Below are 26,659 nucleotides of genomic sequence, written 5' to 3'. Positions count from 1 at the left end.
CTTATGCTCCTCTTTTTTATTTTAGTCTTCTAAAACTTCTTCTAGCAATTCTTCGCTAGGTGCAAAGTAATATGCGCCATCAAGTGGTGTCACGAAATGCAATAAGCGGTCATGGATACCATCTCCACTTGTACCAAACATACGCTTTAACATGGCATCAATAATGCTCAGGTCTTTAGTATAAGCAATGAAGAATAAGCCTTGATCGCCTCGGCCGTCGCCATAAGGCAGACTATGACGCAAGATCTCCATTTCTTCGCCTTCGTCATCTTCAACGACAGTACGGGCAACATGGGCATTTTCTGGTTTAACGTCATCATCAAGTTCAATTGACTCAAGCTTAGTACGACCCATGACATTTTCTTGAGCATCAACTTTTAGTTTTTTCCATTTTTCTAAGTCGTGTGCATAGCGCTGTGCAAATATGAAACTACCATCTGCAAATACTCCAGCACTTTCTGGGAGTAGGGCTGTTTCCGCGCGGTCATCTGGAAATTGAGGGTTTTCAGTACCATCTATAAAGCCAGTAATATCGCGACCATCGAAATAACGGAAGCAAACACGCTCATCAAGAACTTCAACTTTATCTTTAATACCTTCAAAAAATGCTTGGCTTAATGCAAAACAAATATCAGAACGCATACTAGCAATATGGATGAGGACATCAGCGGGAACAGCTGGCATGTTGAATGCGCCGTTTTCTGGTTCAAGTTGTTTAAAGCCAGCAGGAGATTGACTGTAAAGTTGCTTCCAAAGTTCTGGACCAAAAGCGACTGCTGTTTTAATTTGCGCGTCTGAATGCTGAGTAATGAGACGGTCGCGTGTTTCAAACAACGCTTCGAGTTGTTCTTTTAATTCATCAATTGATAAGTCTTTTAAACGAAGAACAATAAATCGGGCATGATCTGATGGCAACGGCAAAATGACAGATTGAGCAGTCATTGGAAGGTATCTCCTCAATTATAATTTAGTATGAGCTTTAATTATTGTGCCTGATGCGAAGAGCGGTTAGTAGTCTATTTCTTGATTTTATTGTTTGAATTCTCATCAATATAGTTTTATAAAACAGTATAATTCCACTTTTATTGTCTATTTTTACTATGTCTTTGCAAGTTTGGTTTGCCTATATGTTGGCCTGTTGGGTCATTAGTGTCTCTCCGGGTGCGGGAGCTATTGCCTCAATGTCGAGTGGTCTAAACTATGGTTTTAGACATGGTTACTGGAATGCAATCGGTTTGCAAGTTGCCTTGGTGCTTCAAATTATGGTGGTGGCAGCAGGTGTTGGGGTCTTATTTGCCACAACTCCTTTAGCTTTTCAGGCCGTTAAGTGGTTTGGCGTAGCTTATTTATTGTATTTGGCCTATTTGCAGTGGACAGCACCTGTAAAAGATATAGAAATTCAACAAGAAAAAAGAGATAAGTCTGCTTTAGCTCTGCTATTAAATGGTTTTGTGGTTAATATTAGCAATCCTAAAGCGATCGTATTTTTATTGGCGGTTTTACCGCAGTTCTTAGATTTAAGTAAGCCTCAATGGATACAATATCTAATTATGGCGGCCACTATGATTACGATCGATTTGATTGTAATGGCTGGATATACGGGGCTGGCATCCAAGGTTTTAAGGTTACTTCGATCCCCTAGACAGCAAAAATATTTAAATCGGGGCTTTGCTGTGATGTTTAGCTGTGCGGCTTTATTATTGAGCACAGTTCATCAGGCGTCCTAACTTAGGCCGCCTGCGTCTGATTTTTTAATTTTTGAGTTATAAAAATAACAGCAAAACTTAATGCCATACATAAAACAATACTAAGACCTGTAGAGATATTAAGTGCTGCACTTGACCATAAACCGACACTAACACCAAGCTGGGCTAACACGAATGCCCAAATAACCATTTGCTTTGGTGAGTTTGCTAGTAGGCGAGCGCTTAAAGCTGGTATTACGAGTAATGCACCCATTAGCAAAGAACCTACAGCACGCAAAGCTAAAACTGTAAATAAAGCCAATAACAGCATAAAAATAAGGCGTTGCCAGTTTGCATTCACCCCTTCACTAATTGCGATATCCGGATCAATTGCAAACTGTATTTGTGGCTGCCAAAAACGGTAAAGAATTACTAGTGATATCGCAATAATTAAAGTGAAAACAGGAAGATCTGGCCAATCAATACTAAGTAAATCACCAAACAAATAACTTAAAAGCTCTGGTCTTAAACTTGGAACATGTTGAATGAATAGTAAGCCACTACAGAGTAATGTTGCTGAACATAAGGCTAGCAGAGCATCATTGGGTAAACGGTTGTCATGTAAAGCCCATAAAACGCCTACCAGTAAAACCGCTGTACCTGCAACACCAAGCCATAATGGAAGACTTAAAGCTCCCGCAATAGCTACCCCAAGTAGTGTTCCGTGCGCCATCGTGTCAGCAAAAAAAGACATGCGTCTCCAAAGCATTAAACAACCCAGGGGTGCGGTTAAAAATACTAGCAGAGTTCCCATAATCCATGCGGGTAACAATAATTGTAACCATTCCATCATGGCTTAAGCTTCCGGTTCTGGGTGAATGTGAGGACGGTCATTATGAGGGCAGGGGTGTGCTGCATCACCGTGAGCGCAATGATCATGATGATGTTGATAGAAAACCCTTTGAGTTCCAAATATTGCCTGATATTCAGGGTGTTGTTGGATATTTTCGGGTAGTCCACTACAGCAAATATGTTTATTTAAACACACTACACGGTGTGTTCCTTGCATCACCCATTGTAAGTCATGAGAAACAATTAAGATCGCACACCCATATCGTTCTGGCAGGCTGCGAACATAATCATAAAGTTCCGCTTCTGACTGAATATCTAGACCTTGCATGGGTTCATCAAGGACTAAAATATCTGGCTGACGAAGTAGAGCGCGAGCCAACAGTACTCGTTGGCGTTCACCACCGGAAAGTTGTTGTACTTTTGATTGTTGTAACTTTGAAATACCTGTGTCTTGAATAATTTCCTGACGCAGGGCAGGGCTGCATTTTTCTAAATCAAGAAGGTCCTGAACACGTAAAGGAAGGCTGTGTGAAGGATTAAACTTTTGTGGCACATAAGCCATTTTAAGTTTTTTATGATTAATAACACGCCCGCTACTTGGCTGAAGAATACCGAGTAGAACTTTAATCAGTGTTGATTTGCCTGCACCATTGGGTCCAATTAAAGACACAATTTCATTTTGATGTAGGGCAAAATCAACTTTCTTTAATATATCCCGATCATCACGATGAACAGAAACCTGCTCAAGCTGAATTAATACAGGATTTAAGGAGTTGTGCGGCACTGTTGGCATTTCCCCGAAATTTCAATAATGCTGTGTTGAGCCACGAAGTCATCTGAAGCTGCAAGCTGGTCAAGCTGGTGTGTGAGGCCTTGAGAAGAAGCTTCTTTAACCATATGACATTCGGTACAAATCAGGAATGCTGCTTGATGGCCTTCACGCGGGTGGCAGCAAGGAATATACGCATTAATAGAAGTTAGGCGGTGAATGAGGCCTTTTTCTAATAAGAAATCTAAAGTTCTATATACAGTTGGAGGCGCAGCAGGGCGATCGGTTTGACTTTTTATACGTGCCAATAAGTCATAGGCACCCATTGGACCTGATGCATTTAAAATGAGTTCCAGAACTTCTTTGCGCAAAGGTGTAAGGCGTGCGCCAGTCGCAGAACATAAACTTTCTGCTTCAGCTAAACGGCTTGCGACATTATGGTGATCATGCACACCATGCAAAGAATCATGATGTTCATGCGAGCAGGAACTCATAAGGATAACCTCGAATTTTTAACGGAATATTAGCATGAAGCGATGCTTCATTCGATTAATCTTAGGTATTTTTGTAACTTTGTTATATTATAACATGCTTCGAGCTAATTTAAATTGATGGTCTGTCATGTTCCGTTTTTTTGTTTTCAGTATGTTCTCACTTTTGAGTACGTTAGGGTGGAGTCAGGGTTTGGTGGTTTCTACACACCCGATTTATCTGATTGCAAAAGAAGTCACTCAAGGGGTTGAAGAACCACAACTCTTATTAAAGGGACAAACTGGGCATGACGTACAATTAACCCCAGCGCATCGTAAAGCAATTAATGATGCGTCTTTGGTGATTTGGTTAGGTAAAGCGCATGAAGCGCCCTTAAATAAATTATTAGGTAATAATAAGAAGGCGATTGCACTATTAGATAGTGGCATTGTTTCTGTTTTACCCCAGCGAAGTACACGCGGTGCAGCTTTACCTAATACGGTAGATACACATGTGTGGTTAGAGCCCAACAATGCAGTTCGAATTGGTTTCTTTATTGCTGCTTTGCGCTCTCAGCAACACCCTGAAAATAAGGCAAAGTATTGGAATAACGCCAATGTGTTCGCTCGTAAAATGTTCCAGGCAGCACAAGCTTACGATAGTTCAAGTAATGGCAAACCGTATTGGGCATATCATGATGCCTATCAATATTTAGAACGCTCACTAAACTTAAAGTTCGCTGGTGCTTTAACAGATGATCCTCACGTTGCACCAACAGCAGCTCAAATTAAGTATCTTAATGATAGTCGACCAAAAAATCAGATGTGTTTGTTGGCAGAGAGTTTTACCACTAAGAGTCAATATCAAAAATTAGGTAACATTACTTTTCAACCAGTAGACGAGAGCATGAATAATGAGGATGATTTCGTCACTGCATGGAAGAAACTGGCTATAAAAACAGATAAATGTGTATTAAGTACGCAAAAGTAAGATAAAAAGTAAACAAAGGCTGACTGTAGCGTCAGCACCACCTGTCATGAAAAACCCCGACTAAAGTCGGGAAAAGATTGCATGTTCAGGGGTGTAACTCTATAATGCCTGCGATTAAAAGCGATCATCAGCTAAACTTGTCAAGCATTTATGCTGTGAGTGGATAAATAATGAGCCAAACTAGTCGCTTGATTGACCGACGATTAGCAAAAGCTTTGGTCTTCTTACAAGCATGTATGATCCCTGTTTCCGCACTTGTGGCGTGGAGCATAAAAGACATGACAGCAGCATTAAGTGCGGCACTTGGTGCGTTGGTCTGCTGGCTTGCTACGGGTTATTTTTCGTGGCAATCCTTCAGAACAGCAGGTGCACGAGCATCAAAACAAGTGCTGTCTAACATGTATAGGGGCATGTTAGGCAAATTTGCAATCATGATCGTTGGATTTATTTTGATTTTGAGCAATGTTAAACCTTTATCACCGTTAGCATTGCTGTTTGGTTTTATTCTCGTTCAGGCAATGTCGTGGGTCGCTCCGTTTTGGGTGTCACGTCTACAAAAACGGGTGTAGAAACAAGAAGAATTGAAGATTTTTTGGAGGGTGGCGAGATATCGACAGTACGCCGATGTTCGTTTCCCTTCTTTTTAGTAATTGACATTGACCAGGTGTGATTTATGGCTGCTGAAGAACATGCCCTCACTTCGACAGAGTATATCAAGCATCACTTGACCAATATGACCTATGGCAAAATGCCAGACGGTACATGGAAATTGGCTGAGACTGCTGAAGAAGCTCATTCGATGGGGTTCACTGCAATTCACTTGGATTCAATGGGTTGGTCAATTGGCCTTGGTGTGATTTTCTGTTTGATGTTCTGGATCGTTGCGAAAGCTGCAAATGCAGGTGTTCCAACTAAATTCCAGTCAGCAATCGAAATGATCATTGAGTTTGTTGACTCAAGTGTCCGTGATACTTTTCATGGCAAATCACGTTTAATCGCTCCGCTTGCACTCACTATTTTCGTGTGGATTTTCCTCATGAACTTAATGGACTTGATCCCAGTTGACTGGATTCCTCAAGTTGCAGCGTTTGTAGGTGCAAACGTATTTGGTATGGACCCTCACCACGTTTACTTCAAGATCGTTCCATCTACAGATCCAAACATTACTTTAGGTATGTCTTTATCTGTATTTGTACTTATCTTGTTCTACAGCATCCGCGAAAAGGGTGTTGGTGGTTTCGTTGGCGAGTTGGCACTTAACCCATTTAACCCAAGTAATCCAGTTGCAAAAGCGTTGCTTATTCCAGTGAACTTGATTTTGGAATTGGTAACATTCCTTGCTCGTCCGATTTCATTAGCTCTCCGACTATTCGGTAACATGTATGCCGGTGAGTTGATCTTTATCCTAATTGCTTTATTGCCGTTCTGGATTCAATGGGCGTTGTCTGTGCCTTGGGCGATCTTCCACATTCTTGTAATCACGTTGCAGGCATTCATCTTTATGATGCTTACCATCGTTTACTTGAGCATGGCAAGCGAAAAACATTAATGGTATTGCCTAACTATCAAATGATGGTTGGGCTGAATTTTTTTAATTTAATTTGGTAATAACCTAACCTCTGAGGAATTTTTCATGGAACTCACTTTAGGTCTAGTTGCAATTGCATCTGCTATCTTGATCGCTTTCGGTGCTTTGGGTACTGCGATTGGTTTTGGTCTTTTGGGTGGTCGCTTTTTAGAAGCTGTTGCTCGTCAACCAGAATTGGCTCCACAACTTCAAACTCGTATGTTCTTAATCGCGGGTCTTCTTGATGCTGTGCCTATGATCGGTGTTGGTATTGGCTTGTTCTTCATCTTCGCTAATCCATTTGTAGGTTAATCATCTTAATTCCTAAATCCACTATTTGAGGAATTGCAATGAATATCAACCTCACATTGATTGGTCAAGCGATTGCGTTTGCATTCTTTGTTGCATTCTGCATGAAGTTTGTTTGGCCACCACTAATCAATGCGATTAGTGAGCGTCAGCGTAAAATCGCTGATGGCTTAAATGCAGCAGAAAAAGCGAAAGCTGACCTTGCCGATGCACAAGCGCAAGTTAAGCAAGAGCTTGATGCAGCTAAAGCACAAGCGGCTCAATTGATCGAACAAGCGAACCGTCGTGCAGCGCAATTGATCGAAGAAGCTCGTACTCAAGCTGCGGCTGAAGGTGAGCGTATTCGTCAACAGGCTAAAGAAGCTGTTGATCAAGAAATCAATTCTGCTCGCGAAGAATTACGTCAACAAGTAGCTGCTTTGGCAGTAACTGGTGCAGAAAAAATCCTGAACCAGCAAGTTGATGCAGAAGCTCATAACGCCATGCTGTCTCAGCTGGCTGCTAAACTTTAAGCGAGGCGAATTATGGCTGAACTCTTGACGTTGGCACGTCCGTATGCCAAAGCAGCATTTGCTTATGCTTCTGAGCAAGGTGCAACAGACAATTGGTCGAATGCGTTACAAGTGCTCAGTGCTGCGGTGCAAGACGAAGCATTTTCCGCTTATTTAAATCGCCCTGAACTTACTCCTGCGGAGCAAGTGAAGCTTTTTGCTAAAGTTTTAGGTGAAGATCAATCTCAAGCAGTGTCTAACTTTTTGACACTTCTTGCAGATAACGATCGTTTAATGCTGTTACCTGAAATTGAAGCAGAATATGAACAGCTTAAATCACAGAATAACAACAATGTGGATGTCGTGATTGAATCGGCTTTCCCGTTAACTGCTGAACAAGAGCAACTGTTGAAATCTGCTTTAGAAAAGCGTTTTAACAGCACAGTAACTGTTTCAGTTGAAGTTAAACCTGAGCTTATTGCAGGTGTTGTAATTCGTGCAGGCGATCAAGTGATAGATGATTCTGCGCTTAACAAGCTTGAAAAAATGCGTACTCGTCTTCTTGCATAATGCAAATGATGAAGACTGAACTAATAAAAGATTGAGGAATAGCGCAATGCAACAACTGAATCCATCCGAGATCAGTGCGCTCATTAAACAGCGTATCGGAGATCTGGACACCAGCGCGACCGCTAAAAACGAAGGTACCATTGTTATGGTATCCGACGGTATCGTGCGCATTCACGGTCTTGCTGATGCAATGTACGGTGAAATGATCGAATTCGACGGCGGCTTATTTGGTATGGCACTGAACCTAGAACAGGATTCAGTGGGTGCCGTTGTTTTAGGTAACTACCTAAGCCTTCAAGAAGGTCAAAAAGCTCGTTGTACAGGTCGTGTATTAGAAGTTCCAGTTGGTCCTGAACTTCTTGGCCGTGTTGTCGACGCTTTGGGTAACCCAATTGATGGTAAAGGCCCAATTGATGCGAAATTAACTGATGCTGTTGAAAAAGTAGCACCAGGCGTAATTTGGCGTCAATCTGTAGATGAGCCTGTTCAAACTGGTTATAAATCAGTTGATACAATGATTCCTGTTGGTCGTGGCCAACGTGAGTTGATCATCGGTGACCGTCAAACTGGTAAAACAGCGATGGCGATCGATGCTATTATCGCTCAGAAAAACTCTGGCATTAAATGTGTATACGTTGCGATTGGTCAAAAACAATCAACAATTGCAAACGTTGTGCGTAAGCTAGAAGAAACTGGCGCTATGGCGTATACAACTGTTGTCGCTGCTGCGGCTGCTGATCCTGCTGCAATGCAGTACTTAGCTCCGTACTCTGGCTGTACAATGGGTGAATACTTCCGTGACCGCGGTGAAGACGCTCTTATTATTTATGATGATTTGTCTAAGCAAGCTGTTGCTTACCGTCAAATTTCATTACTTTTACGTCGTCCACCAGGTCGTGAAGCGTATCCAGGTGACGTATTCTATCTTCACTCACGTCTTCTTGAACGTGCTTCTCGTGTATCTGCTGACTACGTTGAGAAATTCACTAATGGCGCAGTAACTGGTCAAACTGGTTCTTTAACTGCATTGCCAATTATTGAAACTCAAGCAGGTGACGTATCTGCATTCGTACCAACGAACGTAATTTCGATTACTGACGGTCAGATCTTCTTAGAAACATCATTATTCAACGCAGGTATTCGTCCTGCTGTGAACGCGGGTATCTCTGTATCTCGTGTTGGTGGTTCTGCTCAAACTAAGATCATCAAAAAATTGTCTGGTGGTATCCGTACTGCTTTAGCACAATACCGTGAATTGGCTGCGTTTGCTCAGTTCGCTTCTGACCTTGACGAAGCAACTCGTAAGCAACTTGAACATGGTCAACGTGTAACTGAGTTAATGAAGCAAAAACAATATGCTCCTTACTCAATTGCTGACCAAGCTGTTTCTGTTTATGCATCTAACGAAGGCTACATGGCTGACGTAGAAGTTAAGAAAATCGTAGACTTTGATGCTGCGTTAATTTCTTACTTCCGCTCAGAATATGCTCCGTTGATGAAACAAATCGATGAAACTGGTGATTACAACAAAGACATCGAAGCAGCAATCAAAGCAGGTATTGAAAGCTTTAAAGCGACTCAAACTTACTAAGTTTAGTTTTAGTTAAGTTTGGTTCACGGATCAACCTTCGGAAGCTCGAAAGAGCTTTCGAATACTAGGTTAAGCGTATGGCAAATTTAAAAGAAATTCGCGCCAAAGTAGCTAGTATCAAGAGCACGCAAAAGATTACTCGCGCGATGCAAATGGTAGCTGCTTCTAAAATGCGTCGTGCGCAAGAGCGCATGGCTCAGGGCCGTCCGTATGCCGATAATATGCGCCGTGTAATTGCTCACTTGGTACAAGCAAACCCTGAATACAAACACCGTTATATGGTTGACCGCCCAGTTAAGCGTGTTGGCTATATCGTAGTGTCTTCAGATCGTGGTTTGGCAGGTGGCTTGAACATTAACTTGTTCAAGAAAGTTGTGCAGCATGTCAAAGCACAACAACAGCAGTCAATTGAAGTTGAATTTGCTTTAATTGGTCAAAAAGCGGTTTCGTTTTTTAAGAATTACGGCGGTAAAGTGCTCGGTGCAACTACCCAACTTGGCGATGCGCCGAGTTTGGAACAGTTAACTGGCTCAGTCCAAGTTATGCTTGACGCATTTGATAAAGGCGAATTAGATCGTATCTATCTCGTATCAAATGGCTTCGTTAATGCAATGACTCAGCAGCCTAAAGTAGAACAACTTGTTCCTTTAGCACCAGCAGAAGAAGGCGATGATCTCAACCGTACTTATGGTTGGGACTATATCTACGAACCAGAAGCAGAAGAATTGTTAAATGGTTTGTTGGTTCGCTATATCGAGTCTATGGTTTATCAAGGTGTGATTGAAAACGTTGCATGTGAGCAGTCAGCTCGTATGGTCGCGATGAAAGCAGCGACAGACAACGCAGGACAATTGATTAAAGACCTACAACTCATTTACAACAAGCTGCGTCAAGCCGCGATTACTCAGGAAATTTCCGAGATCGTTGGCGGTGCCGCTGCCGTTTAACATTATTAAGTTTGAATTGAGGAGACAGCAATGAGTAGCGGTCGTATCATTCAGATCATCGGCGCGGTTATCGACGTCGAGTTTGAGCGCAATAGCGTTCCTAAGATCTATGACGCTCTCCAAGTTGACGGTACTGAAACTACATTAGAAGTTCAGCAACAGCTTGGCGATGGTGTTGTTCGTACCATCGCAATGGGTTCTACAGAAGGTCTTAAACGTGGCCTTAATGTAACTAGCACAAATGCACCGATTTCTGTTCCAGTAGGTCCAGCTACGCTTGGTCGTATCATGGACGTTTTGGGCCGCCCAATTGATGAAGCAGGTCCGGTAGCGACTGAAGAGCGTTTGCCGATTCACCGTCAAGCCCCTTCTTATGCTGAACAAGCAGCTTCTACTGATCTTTTAGAAACTGGTATTAAAGTAATTGACTTACTTTGCCCGTTCGCAAAAGGTGGTAAAGTTGGTCTATTCGGTGGTGCTGGTGTTGGTAAAACCGTTAACATGATGGAGTTGATCAACAACATCGCGAAAGCTCACTCAGGTTTATCTGTGTTTGCTGGTGTTGGTGAGCGTACTCGTGAAGGTAACGACTTCTATCACGAAATGAAAGATTCTAACGTTCTTGACAAAGTAGCAATGGTCTACGGTCAGATGAACGAGCCACCAGGTAACCGTTTACGCGTAGCGTTAACTGGTTTGACTATGGCTGAATACTTCCGTGATCAAAAAGACGAAAATGGTAAAGGTCGTGACGTATTATTATTCGTCGACAACATCTACCGTTATACACTTGCGGGTACTGAAGTATCAGCATTGTTAGGTCGTATGCCATCTGCGGTAGGTTACCAACCTACACTTGCAGAAGAAATGGGTGTTCTTCAAGAGCGTATTACATCTACTAAATCTGGTTCGATCACATCGATCCAAGCAGTATATGTCCCTGCCGATGACTTAACAGATCCATCTCCTGCAACTACATTTGCTCACTTAGATGCAACAGTAGTATTGAGCCGTGACATCGCATCTTCTGGTATCTATCCAGCGATCGATCCACTTGACTCAACTTCACGTCAGTTAGACCCATTAGTTGTTGGTCAAGAGCACTATGAAATTGCGCGTGCAGTACAAAACGTATTGCAACGTTATAAAGAGCTTAAAGACATCATCGCAATCTTGGGTATGGATGAATTAGCTGAAGAAGATAAATTGGTTGTTTATCGTGCGCGTAAAATCCAACGTTTCTTCTCTCAACCATTCCACGTAGCTGAAGTGTTTACTGGTGCTCCTGGTAAATTAGTACCGCTTAAAGAAACGATTCGTGGCTTTAAAGGTCTATTAGCTGGTGAATACGATCACATCCCAGAACAAGCGTTCTATATGGTTGGTGGTATTGACGAAGTGATTGCTAAAGCTGAGAAACTCTAATTTAAGGAGATCATCTCATGGCGACTATGCAATGTGATGTCGTAAGTGTTAAAGAGTCTATTTACTCTGGCGCAGTAACGATGTTAATCGCGAAAGGTGCTGGTGGTGAGCTTGGTATTTTGCCAGGACATGCTCCACTTGTAACCTTGCTTCAACCGGGCCCGATTCGTGTTCAGTTGGAAAATGGTACAGAAGAAATCGTCTATGTATCTGGCGGTGTTTTAGAAGTTCAACCTCATGTTGTAACGGTTCTTGCAGATACTGCAATCCGTGCTGACAACTTGGATGAAGCGGCAATTTTAGAAGCACGTAAAAATGCTGAACAATTGCTTGCAAACCAAAAGAGTGATTTGGACTCAGCTGCTGCGTTGGCTGCCTTGGCAGAAACAGCTGCACAGCTTGAAACTATCCGTAAAATCAAAAACCGCGCACTATAATTGCCGGTTTGAGATTGAAAAAGCCACCGTAAGGTGGCTTTTTTTATAAGTTGTTTTTTTAAGATTCAGTTTTTGAATCTGACTTTTCATCTCCTGCCATAATCATGGCAGCAAGCTTCACCATATCCATTTGAATGGTATTAAGCTGTTTTTCAATTTGGTCAAAATTGATTTGATCTAATTTCCCATTGAGTAATGGCATGCTAAGAGCCTGTTGGTTGGCATGTAATAAACTTTGGCGAATATTCTCAATTTCCTGACTTTTAATATCTAAAGTCAAAAGTGCTTGATTTAAACCTTCTAGTTGCTGTTTTAAGGTAGTGACAGTAGTTTTTAGTTCATTCTGATTCTTATCTTGGATGGCTTGTTCAACATCAAGCTGAGTATCTTTAAGCTGTTCAACATAGTCACCAGCTTTAAGCTGTAAATTAGCAGCGTCGCGGAGCATATAAAAAATATTGCCGCTTTTAAGTTCGGCTTTGTTGGGTGCAATTTCTGACTCTTGTTGTTCAATGTTTTGGTCAGATGCCTGTTCAGTTATTTCAGTCTTTTCTTGTTCGGTAGCATGGTCTTGTGCCTGATCGCATCCGAGTAAAAGCATGCCTGAGGCAAAAATTACAAAAGGAAGAAATGCGCCCTGTAAAACTTTTTTCATAACTACAAACAACATCAAATAAAGCAAATGGATACTATAGGCATAAAATATGAAGAAAGATTGTATTTTTGCAAACGAACAACACTTTGAGGAGAGTATAAAAAAGAGCGTATAAAACGCCCTTTGTCACGTTTTAAAATATTATTTTGCTAACTCTGCTTCAACTGCTTTAACGATTTGTTCATCGTCTGCTGTTAGGTTCGGAGCAAAGCGAGCTACGACTTCGCCATTTTTATTAATTAAAAACTTTTCGAAGTTCCATAAAACTTCTGGAGCAGGGTTGGTTGGGATACCTAAGCCTTCTAAACGCTCACGGAAAGGACCTTCACCAGTGCGTTCCGGCTGAGCCGCTGTCAAAGTTTGGTAAAGTGGGTGCTTATCTTCGCCGACTACAGAAACCTTAGAAAATAAAGGGAAATGAACATCATAATTTAATGAACAGAACTGTTGAATTTCTTCATCAGAACCTGGTTCTTGCTCTTTAAAGTTATTTGCTGGGAAACCTAAAATTTCAAGACCTTGGTCTTTTTTTGCTTGGTAAAGTTTTTCTAAGCCTTCGTATTGTGGAGTTAAACCACATTTAGAAGCAGTATTTACGATAAGTAGAACTTTACCTTTGTATTGTTCGAGGTCAACCGTTTCGCCTGAAATAGCTTTTACTGGAATGTGATATACAGATTGTGTCATGAGTCTTTCCTAAAGATTGTAATTGATATCAAGTAACGCATTTGTTTTAACTGCTATTGAGGGGTAGTGCAATAATATTCGTGTTCAAAAAAGAAAAAGTTTTTAAAGATAAGCTGAATTCTAGTTATTTCTGATTTGGATAGGTGTTTGCCCAGTGTAACGTTTAAAAAATTCAATAAAACTTGAGCTATGTTGATAACCTAAATCGTATGCTAAACGCTTGATAGACGTCCCTTGGTGAATCTGATGAATGGCATAAACAATTTTGGCCCGATTTCTCCATTCGGACAACGAAAGCTGAAGCTCTTGTTGACTCAAACGTAATAAGTGGCGATCACTGACCGAAAAGTTTTGTAGCAACTGCTGTAAAGAGTGATCAAAAAGTAAAGGATCTGAAAGTTTTTCTAAAATAGGCAATAAAACAGGATGCCGTGTTTGCGGTAAATAATGCGAATATGCAGGAGCTTGTTTGAGTTGATCGAATAAAACTTGTAAAAGATGTTCTAAATATTCAGGTTGTTCGGTTTGTTTTTGCTGCTCTAGAATTTGTAAAACTAAAGTGCGAAAAAAAGGCTGAATACTAAAGCATCGACAGCTATTTCCTAAAATAGAACATAGGCGAGGGTGCAGTCGAATACAGATATAATGAATTTCATGGTCGATATGGGTTGACTGATGAACAGTTTGAGGTGGAATCCAAAGACCATAGCTAGGTGGAGAAAGATATAGCTGTTCTTCAATCTCCATTTCTAATATGCCATTTAAACTGAAATTAAAATCTCCCCAAAGAGATGCATGAGGACGAACAATATCTTCTTTTTGGTATAGAAATTCATGAACTTCTATACTGTTTAATAATGAAAATTGCTGATCCTCATTGTTCATCTATATGCTCTGACTCATATTTTAATTTTCACAAGTAGCTTTAGGGTTATTAAGACCTTTCGCTAAGGTAAATGTACTCAGTAATGCTAGGGCAACGAAGCTTAATACACCATAAATTAAAGTATTTTCATTGAAATGATCAACTACATATCCACCTAATAATGAACCTGTCGCAATCATCACCTGAAACATACCTACAAAAAGCGGCATACCTTTTTCAACTGCATTTGGCGCATGTACAAACATCCAAATATTCGCTGAGGTAGGGAAGGCACCAAATGCAAATCCCCATAACGCGGTTAAGACAATAGCACCAAACTCATGAACGGCAAAAAGAGGAAATCCAAAGAATACGATTGCAAAGCATGTACCCACAAAAGCTAATGTATAACGGACATTTAGATTGCCACTATATCCGGCAAAAGCATTTCCGAAAATACCAGCAATTCCATAGAGCAATAATAATGAACTAATGGTTGTCCCATTAAAACCGGCAACATTTTTAAAGAAAGGTGCTAAATAGCTATAGGCACAAAAGTGAGCGAGTCCGATTAATAAAACAATCAACATGCCACTACGTGCTTTAGGGGTGCGTAATAGTGCTGGCAAATCTTTCATGTGAATTGCCGAATCTGGTACAAGCTTAGGTAAAAAGATTAATTGTAAGATTAAAACAACTAAGCCAATGCCTGCAGTAATTCCAAAAGCACTCCCCCAGCCATAAAACTCGCTTAACCAAGTTCCAATCGGTACACCTAGAACTGTAGCAAAAGTCACACCTGCCATCACGACTGCAGTTGCTTTAGCAATAGGAAGATGCGAAGGAGCTAATTTTCCACTTAGAGCAATGGCGGTCGCCCAGAAACCACCAATTGAAATACCTAAAATTAAGCGGCTTAACAATAGAACATGAAAGTTTTCAGCAAATGCGGTAATGGTATTGGCAATAACCATAATAGCTGTCAGCAAGATAAGCACATAACGCCGATCAAGTTGTTTCACTGATACAGGCAATAGAGGGGCTGCAATTGCTGCCATAATGCCGGGTACTGTAATAATCAGGCCTGCTGTACCTACAGAAATATTTAAATCTGTTGCGACACTATTTAAAACGCCAACGGGTAAAAATTCACTTGTAACTAAGGCAAATGCTGCGATAGAAACGGCCAAAATGGCAAACCAGCTTCCTTGAGTGGAGGTCGTGGGTCGCGCTTTAGAGATAGACGATTGGTCCATAGGAAATCCTTACTTGGCTAAATTTGGAGTAAAGAAAGGCAATTTATTAATTAACTAACGATCATTATGAAAATAAAATAGTTGATAAAAAATCGAACGTCAATTAATTTAATAACGATTGTTATAAAAATAGATGTGATCTTTATGACAAATAGGCATGAAACGAATTTAGCTGTTGTAGAAGATACGCTGAAAAAAAAGCGCGGACGTCCTAAATGCTTTGATGAACAAGAGGTTTTGCAAAAAGCAATGTTGCTGTTTTGGGAGCATGGCTATGAAGCAACGTCTATTAGTGATTTAACACAAGCTTTGGAAATTACAGCACCTAGCCTATATAGTGCTTTTGGTGATAAGGCAGGGCTGTTTTATAAAAGTATTGATTACTATTTGGCTCATGAAGCGTGCCCTATTGAGACCATCTTTTTAGAAGCAAAAACTGCAAAAATTGCGTTTGAGTTATATCTTTATGACAATGTAAAACGACTGGTTCAACCCAATAAACCAGCTGGTTGTATGTTGGTGGTTGCTGCGATGAACTGCTCTGATGCAACTCAAGATGTGCAGCAGAACCTATTAGACAAGCGCATAAAAACCAAAGAAAAATTATTGGAGCGTCTCAAACAAGGTGTTGAGCAGGGTGATTTGCTATCTAATGCTCCTCTACAAGAAATGACGGACTTTTATGCCACTGTCATTCAAGGCCTTACCATTCAGGCAAGAGACGGTGCCAGTACTGATCAATTACATAAAGTTGTAGAACATGCCATGAAAGCTTGGACATTATTCTAAAAAGGATAATGTCCTAAGTTCGATATCAATGTCGGAAATACGATATTTCAATTTATTAAGACATTCTTCAAAATAAAATCTCTTTTGTAGATGGTGTATTGCTATGAGTCAGGTCATGAAATATCACAAATGGGCGTTTATTTTTCCCATTTTGGCAGTATTGATTTGGTCTTTAAATATTGTAGTCACCCGCTATGTCTCGGATTATATCTCACCAGTAAGCATTAGCTTTTATCGGTGGTTAATCGCTTTTATTATTTTGACTCCATTTATGTTTATGTCTGTGTGGAGACAAAGACGACTAGTAATACCATATTTACCTAAGCTTGCTGTGTTAAGTGCATTTGGGATGGTACTTTATCAAGGCTTAGCTTATACGGCTGCCCATTATACAAGTGCAACCAATATGGGGATTGTGAATGCATTTATTCCTATATTCACGATCTTTGTTTCGCTTGCCATTTTAAAAGATGTGCCTAATCGCTTTGCAGTTTTTGGCAGTATTTTATCTTTTGCAGGTTTGCTATATGTCATGTCCCAAGGAAATATTAATAAGCTTTTAAGTGGTGGCGGACATCTTGGTGATGCATTGATGATTATTGCCGTATTCTTCTACGCATTTTATGGTGTCTTTCTTAAAAAATGGCAGTTGCCTCTACCAATTATGACAAGCTTATATGTTCAGATTGGGTTTTCTGTAATATTTCATATTCCTTTAATTCTCTGGTTTGGACTTGATGCTTTAAATGTTGAAAATGCACCAAGTGCTATTTATGCAGGAGTATTTGCTTCACTCATTGCGCCGTTAGTTTGGATGTTAGCTGTTCAACAACTCGGTCCTAATAGAACAAGTATTTTTATGAACTTGGTACCTGTCTTTACAGCAGTTATTGCAAGCGTCTGGTTGTCTGAGCAGTGGACCATTTATCACACACTAGGTGGGATTGTTATTTTAATTGGTATCATTATGGCTCAGAAGAAGGTGAGTCCTAAAAAGAGCGAATTAGTGCAAGAACAAAACTAAAGTTGGTAAAAAAACTATGGCATATTTTGAAAAAAACTCATAAAAATATGCCAATTTTTTCTTAGTTAAAGTTTTTCTATATGATTTATAAATAGTTTATAAAAATAGGTTGTAATATAAATATTAAAAAAGCCGAGTAAAAATATTAATATAATTTTAATTTATAGGCAAAAAACCGCAAATTCCCTACACTTTTCATGCTTTTTTTAGAGAAATAATATATTTCTCTCATTGAACCTCTTGCCACATAATAGCGCCCACTACGAAAGGTGCTCTTTTCTTTGTAAATTATCTTTCGTTCCCCAGATATCCAAACCCTCTGGATGTGGTATATACCCATCCTTTTTTATGCTCAGTTATCCCTATATAACTGAGCTTTTTTTTGTTTGAAATTAGGCGCGAATAATCTCTCTGGTAAGAGCGTTAATGATTCTGCTTGGTTGTTGGCTCTGGCCTAAGTCACCATTCAGATAGTTTAATTGTGAACCAAAGTATTGGCAGGCATCCTGTAATGAGTGTGCAGGTTCTTGTCCACTTGGGTTCGCACTAGTCGAGACAATAAAGCCATGAAAAGCATTGCATAATGCCACACATAAAGGATGTGTAGTGACTCGAACAGCGACAAGAGGATGCTCACCTTTAATCCATGAAGGAATATGTTCGCCAGCAGGTAATAGCCAAGTTGTTGCTCTTTCTGAAGGTTGATGATTAGTCCAACAATCAATAATTTCTTGTTGGGTTGTTTGAGATAAAGAAGTTAGCAGGTGCTCAACTTGGCTAATATGACCTGCTAATAAAATTACACCCTTTTCAATAGGCCTTTGCTTTAGTTCAAGAATCTTTTGAAAAGCTTGCTCATTAAAAGGGTCGCAACCTAGCCCCCAAACTGCCTCAGTTGGATATGCCAAAACTTGACCTTGTTGTAAACATTCGGCTGCTTCGGTAACTGAGGTGGTAATCATGGTAATACTCTTCCTTTCAATCAGACAGAATTGCTATTGTGCGCTCCAATACTAAGAACGACAACGTAAATACAATCCTGATTGTTGCATACATAAACCAAGTAGTTCTAGTTCCATCAGTGAAGAGGTGAGTTCTGCAACAGGCTGAGAGTGATGTAAGACAAGCTGATCAATATTTTGCCCGACCCAGTCTAAAGATTGATAAAGGTTAATTAAATGCTCAGGAATTTCTGGAGTACTAGAAACTACAGCCTCCTCGGTGGAGTTTTGTTGCTGACTTTGCCATTGAGTAGGTAAAGCAAGGTCTTCAATAATTTGTTCAGGATGATCGACTAAAATTGCTCCCTCACGAATAAGTTGATGGCAACCTTGATGAAACTCACTGTAAATATGACCAGGAATGGCAAATACAGTCTTACCTTGTTCAGCAGCTTTGTTCGCAGTGATGAGAGAACCACTTTTTAATGTAGCTTCTACCACTAACACGCCTAAACTCAAACCGCTGACAATTCGGTTTCTACGTGGGAAATGCTGTTGTAATGGGGGTGTTCCAGGCAAAAATTCAGTAATAATCGCGCCATTTTGAGCCAAAATATGTTCTGCAAGTTTTTTATTTTGAGCAGGGTAGGTACTGTCTAAACCAGTTCCTGTTACTGCAATTGTACGTTGATGTGCTGATGCTCCTTGGTGAGCAGCTTCATCAATACCATATGCCAATCCACTACTCACATAAAAACCTTTTTCACTTAAGTAATAGGCAAAATCATAAGCAACCTGACGACCATGTGGGCTTGGTTTTCGGCTACCTACAATCGCAATTTGTGGTTGCAACAAAGCTTGAGCTTGGCCTTTTCCAAAAATGATAGGTGGGTGATCTGTATAAGGTAATAACTGAGTGGGATAACCTGAGTCATCTGCCGTTAAAATAAAGTCGGTATATTGCTGGATCTGCTCAGTTAGTTTTTCAAACTGAGCTTGACCCTGAGCAGTTTGAAATTCATCTACGCGTTTTAAATGATTAGCATGTAACCCGAGATTGCGCCATTGAGATAATCCAGCAGGTTGGACCGCCTTTTCACAGCTACCAAAATAATCGACAATTTTTTTAAAGCTGACTAAAGAGTGTTGCACCAAATACCACACTTTAAGCGTGTGGTAATGGTGTGAAGAAAGTTGAGTAAGCATTGTAAAAGGTACATCCAGCATTAATCATTAAAGCGGGGTGGCTGAATGCTTGAACCAACTTTAACTGGTAAATCGCTTTCTAATACGTAGGCATAACTCAACTGATCAAAAGTTCTAAAGACCATCAGACTACCAATTTGTTGTCCTGGTAACTGTATTGGTTCTTTGGTTTTAGGATCTCGAATGGTTTCACCTTGTTGTGTAATATCAAAAACTTGTCCTACTTGAATACCTTGTGCCGTACCGCGGTCTAAAGTCACCACACTATTTTTGGCAGCAGTACCAATTGAGCCCATTACACGAATAATTTTGCCGCCGTCCGTCACCTGAGTGGCATCTACCGGATAAAACAAAGTAGGCAATGTTGCTTCTTCTTCTGGCATTACCCGATCACCACGACGTACTTCAGAATTGTAGCTATCAGTTAACTCAAGCGTGGTAATGTCTTTTTCAGAAGAGATCGCAATCCCTGAGGCAACTTGTTGTAGCTCAATACCTAGACTGTGCTTTTTGCCTTTATTATCGGTGAAATAATAAGGTTCACCTTCACGATAAACTGCATAACGTTGACCATCAATTAAACCTTGTCCGCGTGCATAAATAGTTTGACCTTTTGCCGCCAGTACACGTTGATCGGCAGTACCGACTACATAAGGAGTATGTTGAATTGCATCGATAGGTAGAATAGTGCTGTGTTCTAACCATTGTTTGATATGTTCAAGAGGAATAACAGGTACGTTATTGTTAAGTGACTCCACACGAACTTGAGGTTGTAAATTTGTCATTTGACCTGTGTAACGGCGAATAATGCCGACACAGCCATCTCCCTCATCTTTTCCAACCAATGGACGGCCATCTAAACTACACAGCAGTAATCGATCACCAGGATAAATCCAGTGTGGATTTTTGATATGCTGATTATTTGCCCAAATTTCAGGCCAGCGCCAAGGTTTGCTCAGAAAATGACCGGAAATATCCCATAGCGTATCTCCTCGTTTTACAACGTAGACATGTGGTGCATTACTTTTAAGAGAGGGTGGATTATGGTTTGGACTAGCAGCATAAACCTCTGCTACTGTACCGAATGCAACCCCTGTAAAAAGTGCTAAAGCAAGTAAATGCTTTTTTATCCCCAAAGCATGAAATTGAACCATGCCGTCAAAAACCTTTTTCATTATGATAATTCCTAAAAATTATGCGTGCAGATGCGTTATAATAGGCGGCTAACACAATTTTTCGATGAAGTATTTCCTTCATTTGGTTTTTCAATCAATGGCATAAGTGAGGACGTCAGTATGGCCTTATTACCTATTTTAAGTTTTCCTGATCCCCGTCTTCGTACCATTGCTAAGCCTGTTGAAGAAGTTACTGATGAAATTCGTCAACTTGCAGCAGATATGCTTGAAACCATGTATGCGGCACCAGGTATTGGTTTAGCAGCTTCTCAGGTCGATCGTCATATTCAGCTTATCGTCATAGATTTGTCTGAATCTAAAGATGACCCTATGGTTTTCATTAACCCCAAAATAACTCCACTGACAGAAGATAAGCAGCAGTACGAAGAAGGCTGCCTATCGGTGCCACAAATATACGACAAAGTTGAGCGCCCGTCACGTGTGAAAATTGAGGCAATTAACCTTGAAGGTCAAGCATTTGAGTTAGAAGCTGATGGACTTCTCGCTGTTTGTATCCAACATGAAATGGATCACTTAAATGGCAAATTATTTGTGGATTATTTGTCGCCACTTAAACGTCAGCGTGCTCGAGAAAAAGTCGAAAAAGTTGTTCGTCAACGTGAGCGTGAAAAAGTTGCAGTAAAACGTTAAAAATTTCTATTCTTGAAACATTAATGTAGTGTGGATGTGATTTTTGGTTTTTCGTAGTGGTTTACTGCTTGCATGTGCAGCAGTATTTTTACAGGTCGCGGTATTTCTACAGCCGCTATTACCGAAGCAGTATCAAATTGCTCCGGTCTGTGAAACTATTACCCTCGCTTTGCTTAAACCTAAAGCACAGATGGAAACCATGTCACATGCCATGCATTCACATCATGAACATCATATTGAACAGGCGCAAGCCTCTGGGCAACATGATCATCATGATGCAAATCACCAGTGTCAATATTGTACCGTCTATGCCAATCTGGTTTTGCCACCTGAATTTGGCGTAAAAGAAGTTTTAGTCCGCATACAAGTCCGCTTAGTTGCCTATCAACAAGCATTTAGACATGTCTACTTTGCACTACAGCGACTTTTTCTACTCCCGCAAGGGCGTGCACCACCTCTATTTGCATAAATAAAAGCAATTTTTTGTTGGGGTCTTAACTGACTTCGATATCACTTTATTTATGTTTTAGAGCGTATAAAAATGCCACATTCTAAATTTTTACTACAACCTTTATGGGTTGCGATGTTTGCTGTCTCTCATTCGGGGCTAGTTTTTGCTAATTCAGAAAAAAATGATGCCGATACCAAAGCGCTTCACTCATTAGCACCTATTGTTGTTACAGCACAACAAGGCAACGATGCAAATGGCTTGATTGTACATGCAGACCCGAAACAGCCAATTCAGCCAGTGCCTGCTACAGATGGTGCAGACTACCTACAAAGTATTATGGGTTTTAACTCAATACAAAGCGGTGGAACCAATGGTGATGTGACATTCCGAGGTATGTTTGGTTCACGCATCAAAATTCTAACTGATGGAACTGAAAATTTTGGTGCATGTCCAAACCGTATGGATGCTCCAACTTCTTATATTTCACCAGAAAGTTATGATCGTATTTCTGTGATTAAAGGTCCACAAACGGTTCAATATGCCAATACAGGTTCGGCAGCAACAGTCCTTTTTGAACGTCAGCCTGAGAAACTTACCTCTGAAAAACCTTATCGCGGACAAGCGAGTGTCTTATTAGGTTCATATGGACGTATTGATCATAATGTTGAAGCGGCAGTGGGTGATGAGAAAAAATATATCCGTTTAAATACCAACCGTTCAGAATCGAATAGTTATCAAGATGGTGATGGAAATACTGTGCCGTCAGCATGGAAAAAGTGGAATGCTGATGTAGCACTTGGCTTTACTCCAGATGAAAACACGTGGGTCGAACTCACTGGTGGAAAATCTGATGGTGAATCGCTTTATGCTGGACGTTCAATGGACGGATCTCAGTTTGCGCGTGAAAGCTTAGGTCTGCGATTCGAAAAGAAAAATATCACTGATGTCATTAAGAAAATTGAAGGGCAGGTGAACTACAGCTATAACGACCATATTATGGATAACTTTAGTTTGCGCACACCGCCATTAGTTGAAATGAATCATGATGGTATGACCATGCTGATGCCGAATCCAATGGCAATGCAAGTGACACGCCGTACATTAAACTCACGTTTGGCAATGACTTCTGAATGGGACAAATGGAGTTTGATCACAGGCGTTGACTCTCAATTTAATAAACATGGCGGTAGCATGTCATCGCCAACAATGCCTTCTATGAATATTCCATATCGCCAAGATATGCGTTTTCAATCATATGGTGCTTTTGGCGAACTCGGCTATCAATGGAACGATTTCAACAAAATGGTTGCAGGTGCACGTTTAGATCGAGTTACAGTTGAAGATGAGCGTGCTGATTCTCAAGCAAAAGGCTTTAATACTAAACTTGAAAAGACTTTACCGAGTGCATTTGTCCGTTGGGAAAATCAACATCCTGAGCATGACCTAAAAAGCTATATTGGTTTAGGTTATGTAGAGCGTATGCCTGATTATTGGGAGCTTTTCTCGCCTAAACATGGTAACGCTGGCTCAACTAATACTTTTAACGGTGTGAATCCTGAAAAAACATTACAGTTGGATCTAGGTTTTCAGCAACAGCATGGTGCTTTAAACACATGGGCTTCTGCTTATGCAGGTGTGGTGGATGACTACATTTTAATGAGTTATCACCATCACCCAAGTACTGGAATGGGTGGGCATGATATGAGTCATGATATTACTGCGGGTGCCAAGAATGTCGATGCAACCATTGCAGGTGCGGAAGCGGGTATTGGATATCAATTTACCGACCATATTCAGGCAGATTTGAGTGCGATGTATGCATGGGGTAAAAACACCACAGATGACAAACCGCTACCTCAAATTTCCCCTTTAGAAGGTCGTTTAAATATTCGCTATGTGGCTGAAAAATATAATTTAGGTCTTTTGTGGCGAGCTGTGGCTGAGCAAAACCGTGTGAGTCTACATCAAGGTAATATCGTAGGATATGACTTAAAACCAAGTAAAGGTTTCTCGACTCTTTCTCTAAACGGTAGTTACAACCTTCGTAAAGATATCGATGTCTCTGTTGGCATTGATAACGTATTAGATAAGACCTATACCGAACACTTAAATAAAGCAGGTAGTGCTGGCTTTGGATTTGCGAGCGAAGAGCAGTTTAACAATATCGGAAGAAATTACTGGGTTCGTATGAGCATGAAGTTTTAATAAGCCGTAGCGAATGAACTGAAAATATTAATTTAAAGAGAGAAATGAAATGACTAATAAATTATCACCTGAACAATCTTGGTGGGGATGGAAGTTACTTATTGTGGCTTCTATCTTGAGTTTATTGTTTATGATTATTTTTTACTTGGCAATCAACAATGAACCTGACTACATGCCAAGTCAGAAAAAGAAGCAGATGATGGAGTCACACGAGCAAATGAATCACGCTGAAATGCACAGTTCATCAGCTCAATAAGTTCCTTAATATTTGAAAATGGAAGTCTAATTAACGGGCTTCCATTTTTGTTTTTAAGTTTTAAAAGTTATTGATGCATACTCGCTAAGGTTTTTGCCTTACCTTGATTCTGATAAAGCGTTAAGCCAAGTTTTTGTATATTACGGCCTGATTTAGATAAAAACTTTTCAACTTTTGGTGAAAGCTTTGCACCATTATAAAGTAGTGAATTACGCACAATTAGATAATAAGCAAACCATGAGGCAGACTGCTGAGGCAATCCGAGTAGTTTCATTCTCTTCTTGCCAATAAAAAATTGGGTAAGTTCTAAATGTTGTCGATAAGCAAGCTTCTGCTGCAAAGAACGTAAATGTAGATATTTTCTCTCAAAAGGCTCTTTGGATAAGCTTGATCCTAACTCAACACTGCTGTAGTCGGAGCGAGGGTGAGCAAACTGCATCCAGTAAAGTAACCTCCAACCCTCAGATTCAGATTGAATAAGCCATTTTTCATCAATACCCATCAACCAGCCAACATAACGCCAAAAATGTAAAAAACTCTTGGCTTCTTGTTTGGTCGGCCATACACCCAAAGCTCTAATACCGAGTAAAACTACACTACTAAAAGCCAAATTAGTCATTGCTAAATCAAATTGATTAAGTGGAACTCCCCAAACTTCACTATCCCAACGATCAGACTTTTTTAATTGTCGGCGGACGAGTGCATGAATAAAGCGAACATAAATCGTTGATATAAAACCTGTGCTTAGACGCTCAAGTCCTTGAGGTTCAGTAATATCAACCCACCATTTTGTGGTTTCAGCTAAACGAGTACCCGCCTGTTTCTTTAATGCACCCGTTAAAATTAGCGGCTGATTAAATCCTGGATATAAATATCCCGCCATTAAGGATAAATCTCTAAGAATAAAACCATTATTTATTCCTAAATGATGAGTAAATTTAACAGCCTTATCAATTTGACGCTGATCTAACCATTCAGGCTTTTGCTCAATGTAATTAAAGAAATTTTCTAACTCAGTAGGTAGCGGCTCAGATAGGTTATCGCGGCCTTGAAATAATATCTTCTCAAAAATCATTCGGTGACCTTTGGGATCTTCCATAACCCAATCAATCACCTTATCCACTTCAACATCTCCTTCACAAAGAGCACGTTGTAAAGACGCATATTCTTTATAGTTTGGTTGTACAGGTTTTTCACAACAGATATTTAAAAACTGAGTAAAGAAATTACTGTCTTGCATGTCATTAAAAGAAGCAAGTCGAGTCGGGCTAATCATTTGCATATCGTTACTTACTTATTGAACTGAATAATAAATAGGCTAATATGAATAATTATTCGCATTCAATTCGCATTTAACGAATAAAAAACGATGAGAAAAGCCCCACAGCAACAGCGTTCAAAAATTATTGTTGACCATATTTTAGAGGCGACACAGCAGTGTATCGCCCACTATGGATTACTACATACGACGACGCCTAAAATTGCAGAGAAATCTGGAGTAAGTGTTGGGTCGATTTACCAATACTTTGAGAATAAAGATCAAATCATAGAAGAACTATTGCGCCGTAAAAGCGAATTGCTGGGGCAACAACTTAAAGAATTAGTTGTGCGGCAAGGAAATATTCCTTTAGACGTGCTCATTCCCTTAGCAATAGAGTTGGGATTTAATGCATTAAAAGCCGATCATGGATTTTTTATAGAAGTGCTGAAACACTGGCATGACTATAGTCATTCGCAAGCTGCTCAGATTTTAGAAAAGCATTTTTTTGAAGTAGGGCTATATACATTCAGTAGAAATCCTCATCAATGGGACTTCGAACAGGTGAAGCATAAATCCTTTATAATTATTAATAGTACGCTTTTTACGATGATGCGTTATGTAAGCCAGAACAATTTTCTTATCTCAGAACAACAACTTAAACGCGAATTATCGAGCATGATACTGGCTTATTTAAGCCAAAAATAAAAAATTAAAATAATTATTAATATAAAACAATAGCTTAATGTGTTTAATGGTTTAAAAGTAAACGCTCGAGTCATTAAATTTTAATTTTCGCTTGCAAAGGGGATGAGATGGTCTATAATGCACATCCATCGGCGGTGATGCAGATAGAAACTTGTTGAAAAACAGTTACTTGGAATTGAGTTGGTTGCTTTAAGTGATGAATTTGATGGTAAGTTGGTTTTAAGATTAAGTTTTAAAAATATCGAAATTACCTGTTGACTTTTAAGAGATTAAGAGTAATATAGCCGACCTAGCTTGCTGGTGACGAACCAGGAAGAAGATCATTAAGAGAATTGAAGAACAACTTGTGTGGATTTTTACTGATTGATTAATCGAAATAATTTTCATTGATTGATTGGTTTAAATTACTCGAAGTTTATTTGAGCGAA

General features: G+C 40.0%; 29 protein-coding genes and 1 pseudogene. 18 read left to right on the top strand and 12 right to left on the bottom strand.

Going from position 1 to position 26,659, the window contains the following annotated elements; all coding sequences use genetic code 11:
• Positions 1-21 precede the first annotated feature (21 nt).
• A complete protein-coding gene (locus J580_RS20625) occupies positions 22-942 on the bottom strand; it encodes a Dyp-type peroxidase (protein ID WP_014208122.1) in 921 nt (306 codons plus the stop codon).
• Positions 943-1,100: 158 nt separating this feature from the next.
• Here J580_RS20625 and J580_RS20620 point away from each other — a divergent pair, with 158 nt between their 5' ends.
• Positions 1,101-1,727, top strand: coding sequence for a LysE family transporter (locus J580_RS20620; protein WP_005071994.1), 627 nt, complete (start codon positions 1,101-1,103; stop codon positions 1,725-1,727).
• Position 1,728: 1 nt separating this feature from the next.
• On the opposite strand, the gene znuB is transcribed toward J580_RS20620, so the two are convergent.
• The 3 genes from znuB to J580_RS20605 are packed head-to-tail and all read right to left on the bottom strand — an operon-like array spanning position 1,729 to position 3,800.
• Positions 1,729-2,538: a zinc ABC transporter permease subunit ZnuB gene (gene znuB / locus J580_RS20615; protein WP_005071996.1), complete on the bottom strand. Its 810-nt coding sequence runs from the start codon at positions 2,536-2,538 to the stop codon at positions 1,729-1,731.
• A gap of 3 nt (positions 2,539-2,541) precedes the next feature.
• Positions 2,542-3,330, bottom strand: coding sequence for a zinc ABC transporter ATP-binding protein ZnuC (gene znuC / locus J580_RS20610; RefSeq protein ID WP_014208124.1), 789 nt, complete (start codon positions 3,328-3,330; stop codon positions 2,542-2,544).
• Entirely contained in the window at positions 3,303-3,800 is a 498-nt protein-coding gene (locus tag J580_RS20605; RefSeq protein ID WP_002114130.1) for a transcriptional repressor, read from the bottom strand. The genes znuC and J580_RS20605 overlap by 28 nt, the downstream gene beginning before the upstream one ends.
• A 127-nt stretch (positions 3,801-3,927) precedes the next feature.
• Here J580_RS20605 and J580_RS20600 point away from each other — a divergent pair, with 127 nt between their 5' ends.
• The 10 genes from J580_RS20600 to J580_RS20555 all read left to right on the top strand — a co-directional run bounded on the left by J580_RS20600 (position 3,928) and on the right by J580_RS20555 (position 12,104).
• A complete protein-coding gene (locus tag J580_RS20600; RefSeq protein WP_002114115.1) occupies positions 3,928-4,767 on the top strand; it encodes a metal ABC transporter solute-binding protein, Zn/Mn family in 840 nt (279 codons plus the stop codon).
• A gap of 170 nt (positions 4,768-4,937) precedes the next feature.
• Complete coding sequence (locus tag J580_RS20595) at positions 4,938-5,336, top strand: ATP synthase subunit I (protein WP_005072004.1); 399 nt, start codon at positions 4,938-4,940, stop codon at positions 5,334-5,336.
• Between the two features lie 104 nt (positions 5,337-5,440).
• Positions 5,441-6,316 (top strand): F0F1 ATP synthase subunit A, encoded by an 876-nt coding sequence (atpB, locus tag J580_RS20590; RefSeq protein ID WP_002114072.1) that lies wholly within the window; start codon positions 5,441-5,443, stop codon positions 6,314-6,316.
• 84 nt (positions 6,317-6,400) lie between these two features.
• Complete coding sequence (atpE, locus tag J580_RS20585; protein ID WP_000424060.1) at positions 6,401-6,646, top strand: F0F1 ATP synthase subunit C; 246 nt, start codon at positions 6,401-6,403, stop codon at positions 6,644-6,646.
• Between the two features lie 38 nt (positions 6,647-6,684).
• A complete protein-coding gene (locus J580_RS20580; RefSeq protein ID WP_001024691.1) occupies positions 6,685-7,155 on the top strand; it encodes a F0F1 ATP synthase subunit B in 471 nt (156 codons plus the stop codon).
• Between the two features lie 12 nt (positions 7,156-7,167).
• Positions 7,168-7,704, top strand: coding sequence for a F0F1 ATP synthase subunit delta (locus J580_RS20575; protein WP_002114070.1), 537 nt, complete (start codon positions 7,168-7,170; stop codon positions 7,702-7,704).
• A gap of 46 nt (positions 7,705-7,750) precedes the next feature.
• Positions 7,751-9,295, top strand: coding sequence for a F0F1 ATP synthase subunit alpha (atpA, locus tag J580_RS20570; RefSeq protein ID WP_002114049.1), 1,545 nt, complete (start codon positions 7,751-7,753; stop codon positions 9,293-9,295).
• A 77-nt stretch (positions 9,296-9,372) separates the two neighbouring features.
• On the top strand, positions 9,373-10,242 hold the full coding sequence (atpG, locus tag J580_RS20565; RefSeq protein ID WP_002114131.1) for a F0F1 ATP synthase subunit gamma: 870 nt from the start codon (positions 9,373-9,375) through the stop codon (positions 10,240-10,242).
• A gap of 30 nt (positions 10,243-10,272) precedes the next feature.
• On the top strand, positions 10,273-11,667 hold the full coding sequence (gene atpD, locus J580_RS20560; RefSeq protein ID WP_002114045.1) for a F0F1 ATP synthase subunit beta: 1,395 nt from the start codon (positions 10,273-10,275) through the stop codon (positions 11,665-11,667).
• A 17-nt stretch (positions 11,668-11,684) separates the two neighbouring features.
• Positions 11,685-12,104: a F0F1 ATP synthase subunit epsilon gene (locus J580_RS20555; protein ID WP_002114076.1), complete on the top strand. Its 420-nt coding sequence runs from the start codon at positions 11,685-11,687 to the stop codon at positions 12,102-12,104.
• Positions 12,105-12,162: 58 nt separating this feature from the next.
• On the opposite strand, the gene J580_RS20550 is transcribed toward J580_RS20555, so the two are convergent.
• The 4 genes from J580_RS20550 to J580_RS20535 all read right to left on the bottom strand — a co-directional run bounded on the left by J580_RS20550 (position 12,163) and on the right by J580_RS20535 (position 15,567).
• The gene (locus J580_RS20550) at positions 12,163-12,759 is read right to left on the bottom strand and encodes a hypothetical protein (RefSeq protein WP_081403747.1); all 597 of its coding nucleotides are present in this window, start codon (positions 12,757-12,759) and stop codon (positions 12,163-12,165) included.
• Between the two features lie 141 nt (positions 12,760-12,900).
• Positions 12,901-13,446, bottom strand: a complete 546-nt coding sequence (locus J580_RS20545) for a glutathione peroxidase (RefSeq protein WP_005072014.1) — start codon at positions 13,444-13,446, stop codon at positions 12,901-12,903.
• Between the two features lie 120 nt (positions 13,447-13,566).
• Positions 13,567-14,331 carry an AraC family transcriptional regulator gene (locus J580_RS20540; protein WP_032005623.1) on the bottom strand — a complete coding sequence of 255 codons (765 nt, stop codon included), beginning with the start codon at positions 14,329-14,331 and terminating at the stop codon, positions 13,567-13,569.
• 21 nt (positions 14,332-14,352) lie between these two features.
• The gene (locus tag J580_RS20535) at positions 14,353-15,567 is read right to left on the bottom strand and encodes an MFS transporter (RefSeq protein ID WP_032005621.1); all 1,215 of its coding nucleotides are present in this window, start codon (positions 15,565-15,567) and stop codon (positions 14,353-14,355) included.
• Positions 15,568-15,702: 135 nt separating this feature from the next.
• Between J580_RS20535 and J580_RS20530 the strand changes: the two genes are divergently transcribed.
• Entirely contained in the window at positions 15,703-16,356 is a 654-nt protein-coding gene (locus J580_RS20530) for a TetR/AcrR family transcriptional regulator (RefSeq protein WP_078220007.1), read from the top strand.
• Between the two features lie 103 nt (positions 16,357-16,459).
• Complete coding sequence (locus J580_RS20525; RefSeq protein WP_081309328.1) at positions 16,460-17,380, top strand: DMT family transporter; 921 nt, start codon at positions 16,460-16,462, stop codon at positions 17,378-17,380.
• 392 nt (positions 17,381-17,772) lie between these two features.
• Here the strand turns inward: J580_RS20525 and J580_RS20520 are convergent, their stop codons facing one another.
• From J580_RS20520 to J580_RS20510, 3 genes are read right to left on the bottom strand one after another with little or no spacing between them, the layout of a single operon-like run.
• The gene (locus tag J580_RS20520) at positions 17,773-18,342 is read right to left on the bottom strand and encodes an L-threonylcarbamoyladenylate synthase (protein WP_032005616.1); all 570 of its coding nucleotides are present in this window, start codon (positions 18,340-18,342) and stop codon (positions 17,773-17,775) included.
• Between the two features lie 51 nt (positions 18,343-18,393).
• Positions 18,394-19,527 carry a DNA-processing protein DprA gene (gene dprA / locus J580_RS20515; protein WP_032005614.1) on the bottom strand — a complete coding sequence of 378 codons (1,134 nt, stop codon included), beginning with the start codon at positions 19,525-19,527 and terminating at the stop codon, positions 18,394-18,396.
• Between the two features lie 20 nt (positions 19,528-19,547).
• Positions 19,548-20,702 (bottom strand): LysM peptidoglycan-binding domain-containing protein, encoded by a 1,155-nt coding sequence (locus J580_RS20510; protein ID WP_032005612.1) that lies wholly within the window; start codon positions 20,700-20,702, stop codon positions 19,548-19,550.
• Between the two features lie 120 nt (positions 20,703-20,822).
• On the opposite strand from J580_RS20510, the gene def reads away from it, so the two are divergent.
• From def to J580_RS20490, 4 genes are all read left to right on the top strand, one after another.
• Positions 20,823-21,353: a peptide deformylase gene (gene def, locus J580_RS20505; protein WP_002114101.1), complete on the top strand. Its 531-nt coding sequence runs from the start codon at positions 20,823-20,825 to the stop codon at positions 21,351-21,353.
• A 43-nt stretch (positions 21,354-21,396) separates the two neighbouring features.
• Complete coding sequence (locus J580_RS20500) at positions 21,397-21,822, top strand: DUF2946 family protein (protein WP_002114087.1); 426 nt, start codon at positions 21,397-21,399, stop codon at positions 21,820-21,822.
• 72 nt (positions 21,823-21,894) lie between these two features.
• A complete protein-coding gene (locus tag J580_RS20495; protein WP_032005609.1) occupies positions 21,895-24,009 on the top strand; it encodes a TonB-dependent copper receptor in 2,115 nt (704 codons plus the stop codon).
• Positions 24,010-24,058: 49 nt separating this feature from the next.
• Positions 24,059-24,265, top strand: a complete 207-nt coding sequence (locus J580_RS20490) for a hypothetical protein (protein WP_005072046.1) — start codon at positions 24,059-24,061, stop codon at positions 24,263-24,265.
• Positions 24,266-24,332: 67 nt separating this feature from the next.
• Here the strand turns inward: J580_RS20490 and J580_RS20485 are convergent, their stop codons facing one another.
• Positions 24,333-25,547, bottom strand: coding sequence for an oxygenase MpaB family protein (locus tag J580_RS20485; protein WP_032005607.1), 1,215 nt, complete (start codon positions 25,545-25,547; stop codon positions 24,333-24,335).
• 87 nt (positions 25,548-25,634) lie between these two features.
• On the opposite strand from J580_RS20485, the pseudogene J580_RS20480 reads away from it, so the two are divergent.
• Positions 25,635-26,205 (top strand): annotated as a pseudogene (locus J580_RS20480) (TetR/AcrR family transcriptional regulator).
• Positions 26,206-26,659 lie beyond the last annotated feature (454 nt).

It is taken from the genome of Acinetobacter sp. 1542444 (assembly GCF_000581835.1).
In the GTDB taxonomy this organism is placed as follows: Bacteria; Pseudomonadota; Gammaproteobacteria; order Pseudomonadales; family Moraxellaceae; genus Acinetobacter; species Acinetobacter pittii.
The sequence above is the reverse complement of the archived record's forward strand: the minus strand, read 5'-3'. Positions and strand labels throughout refer to the sequence as shown.

Coding starts and splice junctions, on each gene's coding strand:
- J580_RS20490 (WP_005072046.1), top strand. CDS start 24,059: ATGACTAATAAATTATCACCTGAACAATCTTGGTGGGGATGGAAGTTA.
- atpB (WP_002114072.1), top strand. CDS start 5,441: ATGGCTGCTGAAGAACATGCCCTCACTTCGACAGAGTATATCAAGCAT.
- atpE (WP_000424060.1), top strand. CDS start 6,401: ATGGAACTCACTTTAGGTCTAGTTGCAATTGCATCTGCTATCTTGATC.
- J580_RS20525 (WP_081309328.1), top strand. CDS start 16,460: ATGAGTCAGGTCATGAAATATCACAAATGGGCGTTTATTTTTCCCATT.
- atpG (WP_002114131.1), top strand. CDS start 9,373: ATGGCAAATTTAAAAGAAATTCGCGCCAAAGTAGCTAGTATCAAGAGC.
- J580_RS20550 (WP_081403747.1), bottom strand. CDS start 12,759: ATGAAAAAAGTTTTACAGGGCGCATTTCTTCCTTTTGTAATTTTTGCC.
- J580_RS20575 (WP_002114070.1), top strand. CDS start 7,168: ATGGCTGAACTCTTGACGTTGGCACGTCCGTATGCCAAAGCAGCATTT.
- J580_RS20555 (WP_002114076.1), top strand. CDS start 11,685: ATGGCGACTATGCAATGTGATGTCGTAAGTGTTAAAGAGTCTATTTAC.
- J580_RS20595 (WP_005072004.1), top strand. CDS start 4,938: ATGAGCCAAACTAGTCGCTTGATTGACCGACGATTAGCAAAAGCTTTG.
- J580_RS20495 (WP_032005609.1), top strand. CDS start 21,895: ATGCCACATTCTAAATTTTTACTACAACCTTTATGGGTTGCGATGTTT.
- J580_RS20520 (WP_032005616.1), bottom strand. CDS start 18,342: ATGATTACCACCTCAGTTACCGAAGCAGCCGAATGTTTACAACAAGGT.
- J580_RS20620 (WP_005071994.1), top strand. CDS start 1,101: ATGTCTTTGCAAGTTTGGTTTGCCTATATGTTGGCCTGTTGGGTCATT.
- znuB (WP_005071996.1), bottom strand. CDS start 2,538: ATGATGGAATGGTTACAATTATTGTTACCCGCATGGATTATGGGAACT.
- J580_RS20605 (WP_002114130.1), bottom strand. CDS start 3,800: ATGAGTTCCTGCTCGCATGAACATCATGATTCTTTGCATGGTGTGCAT.
- dprA (WP_032005614.1), bottom strand. CDS start 19,527: ATGCTTACTCAACTTTCTTCACACCATTACCACACGCTTAAAGTGTGG.
- znuC (WP_014208124.1), bottom strand. CDS start 3,330: ATGCCAACAGTGCCGCACAACTCCTTAAATCCTGTATTAATTCAGCTT.
- J580_RS20510 (WP_032005612.1), bottom strand. CDS start 20,702: ATGAAAAAGGTTTTTGACGGCATGGTTCAATTTCATGCTTTGGGGATA.
- J580_RS20625 (WP_014208122.1), bottom strand. CDS start 942: ATGACTGCTCAATCTGTCATTTTGCCGTTGCCATCAGATCATGCCCGA.
- def (WP_002114101.1), top strand. CDS start 20,823: ATGGCCTTATTACCTATTTTAAGTTTTCCTGATCCCCGTCTTCGTACC.
- J580_RS20485 (WP_032005607.1), bottom strand. CDS start 25,547: ATGCAAATGATTAGCCCGACTCGACTTGCTTCTTTTAATGACATGCAA.
- J580_RS20580 (WP_001024691.1), top strand. CDS start 6,685: ATGAATATCAACCTCACATTGATTGGTCAAGCGATTGCGTTTGCATTC.
- J580_RS20540 (WP_032005623.1), bottom strand. CDS start 14,331: ATGAACAATGAGGATCAGCAATTTTCATTATTAAACAGTATAGAAGTT.
- atpD (WP_002114045.1), top strand. CDS start 10,273: ATGAGTAGCGGTCGTATCATTCAGATCATCGGCGCGGTTATCGACGTC.
- J580_RS20535 (WP_032005621.1), bottom strand. CDS start 15,567: ATGGACCAATCGTCTATCTCTAAAGCGCGACCCACGACCTCCACTCAA.
- J580_RS20545 (WP_005072014.1), bottom strand. CDS start 13,446: ATGACACAATCTGTATATCACATTCCAGTAAAAGCTATTTCAGGCGAA.
- J580_RS20600 (WP_002114115.1), top strand. CDS start 3,928: ATGTTCCGTTTTTTTGTTTTCAGTATGTTCTCACTTTTGAGTACGTTA.
- atpA (WP_002114049.1), top strand. CDS start 7,751: ATGCAACAACTGAATCCATCCGAGATCAGTGCGCTCATTAAACAGCGT.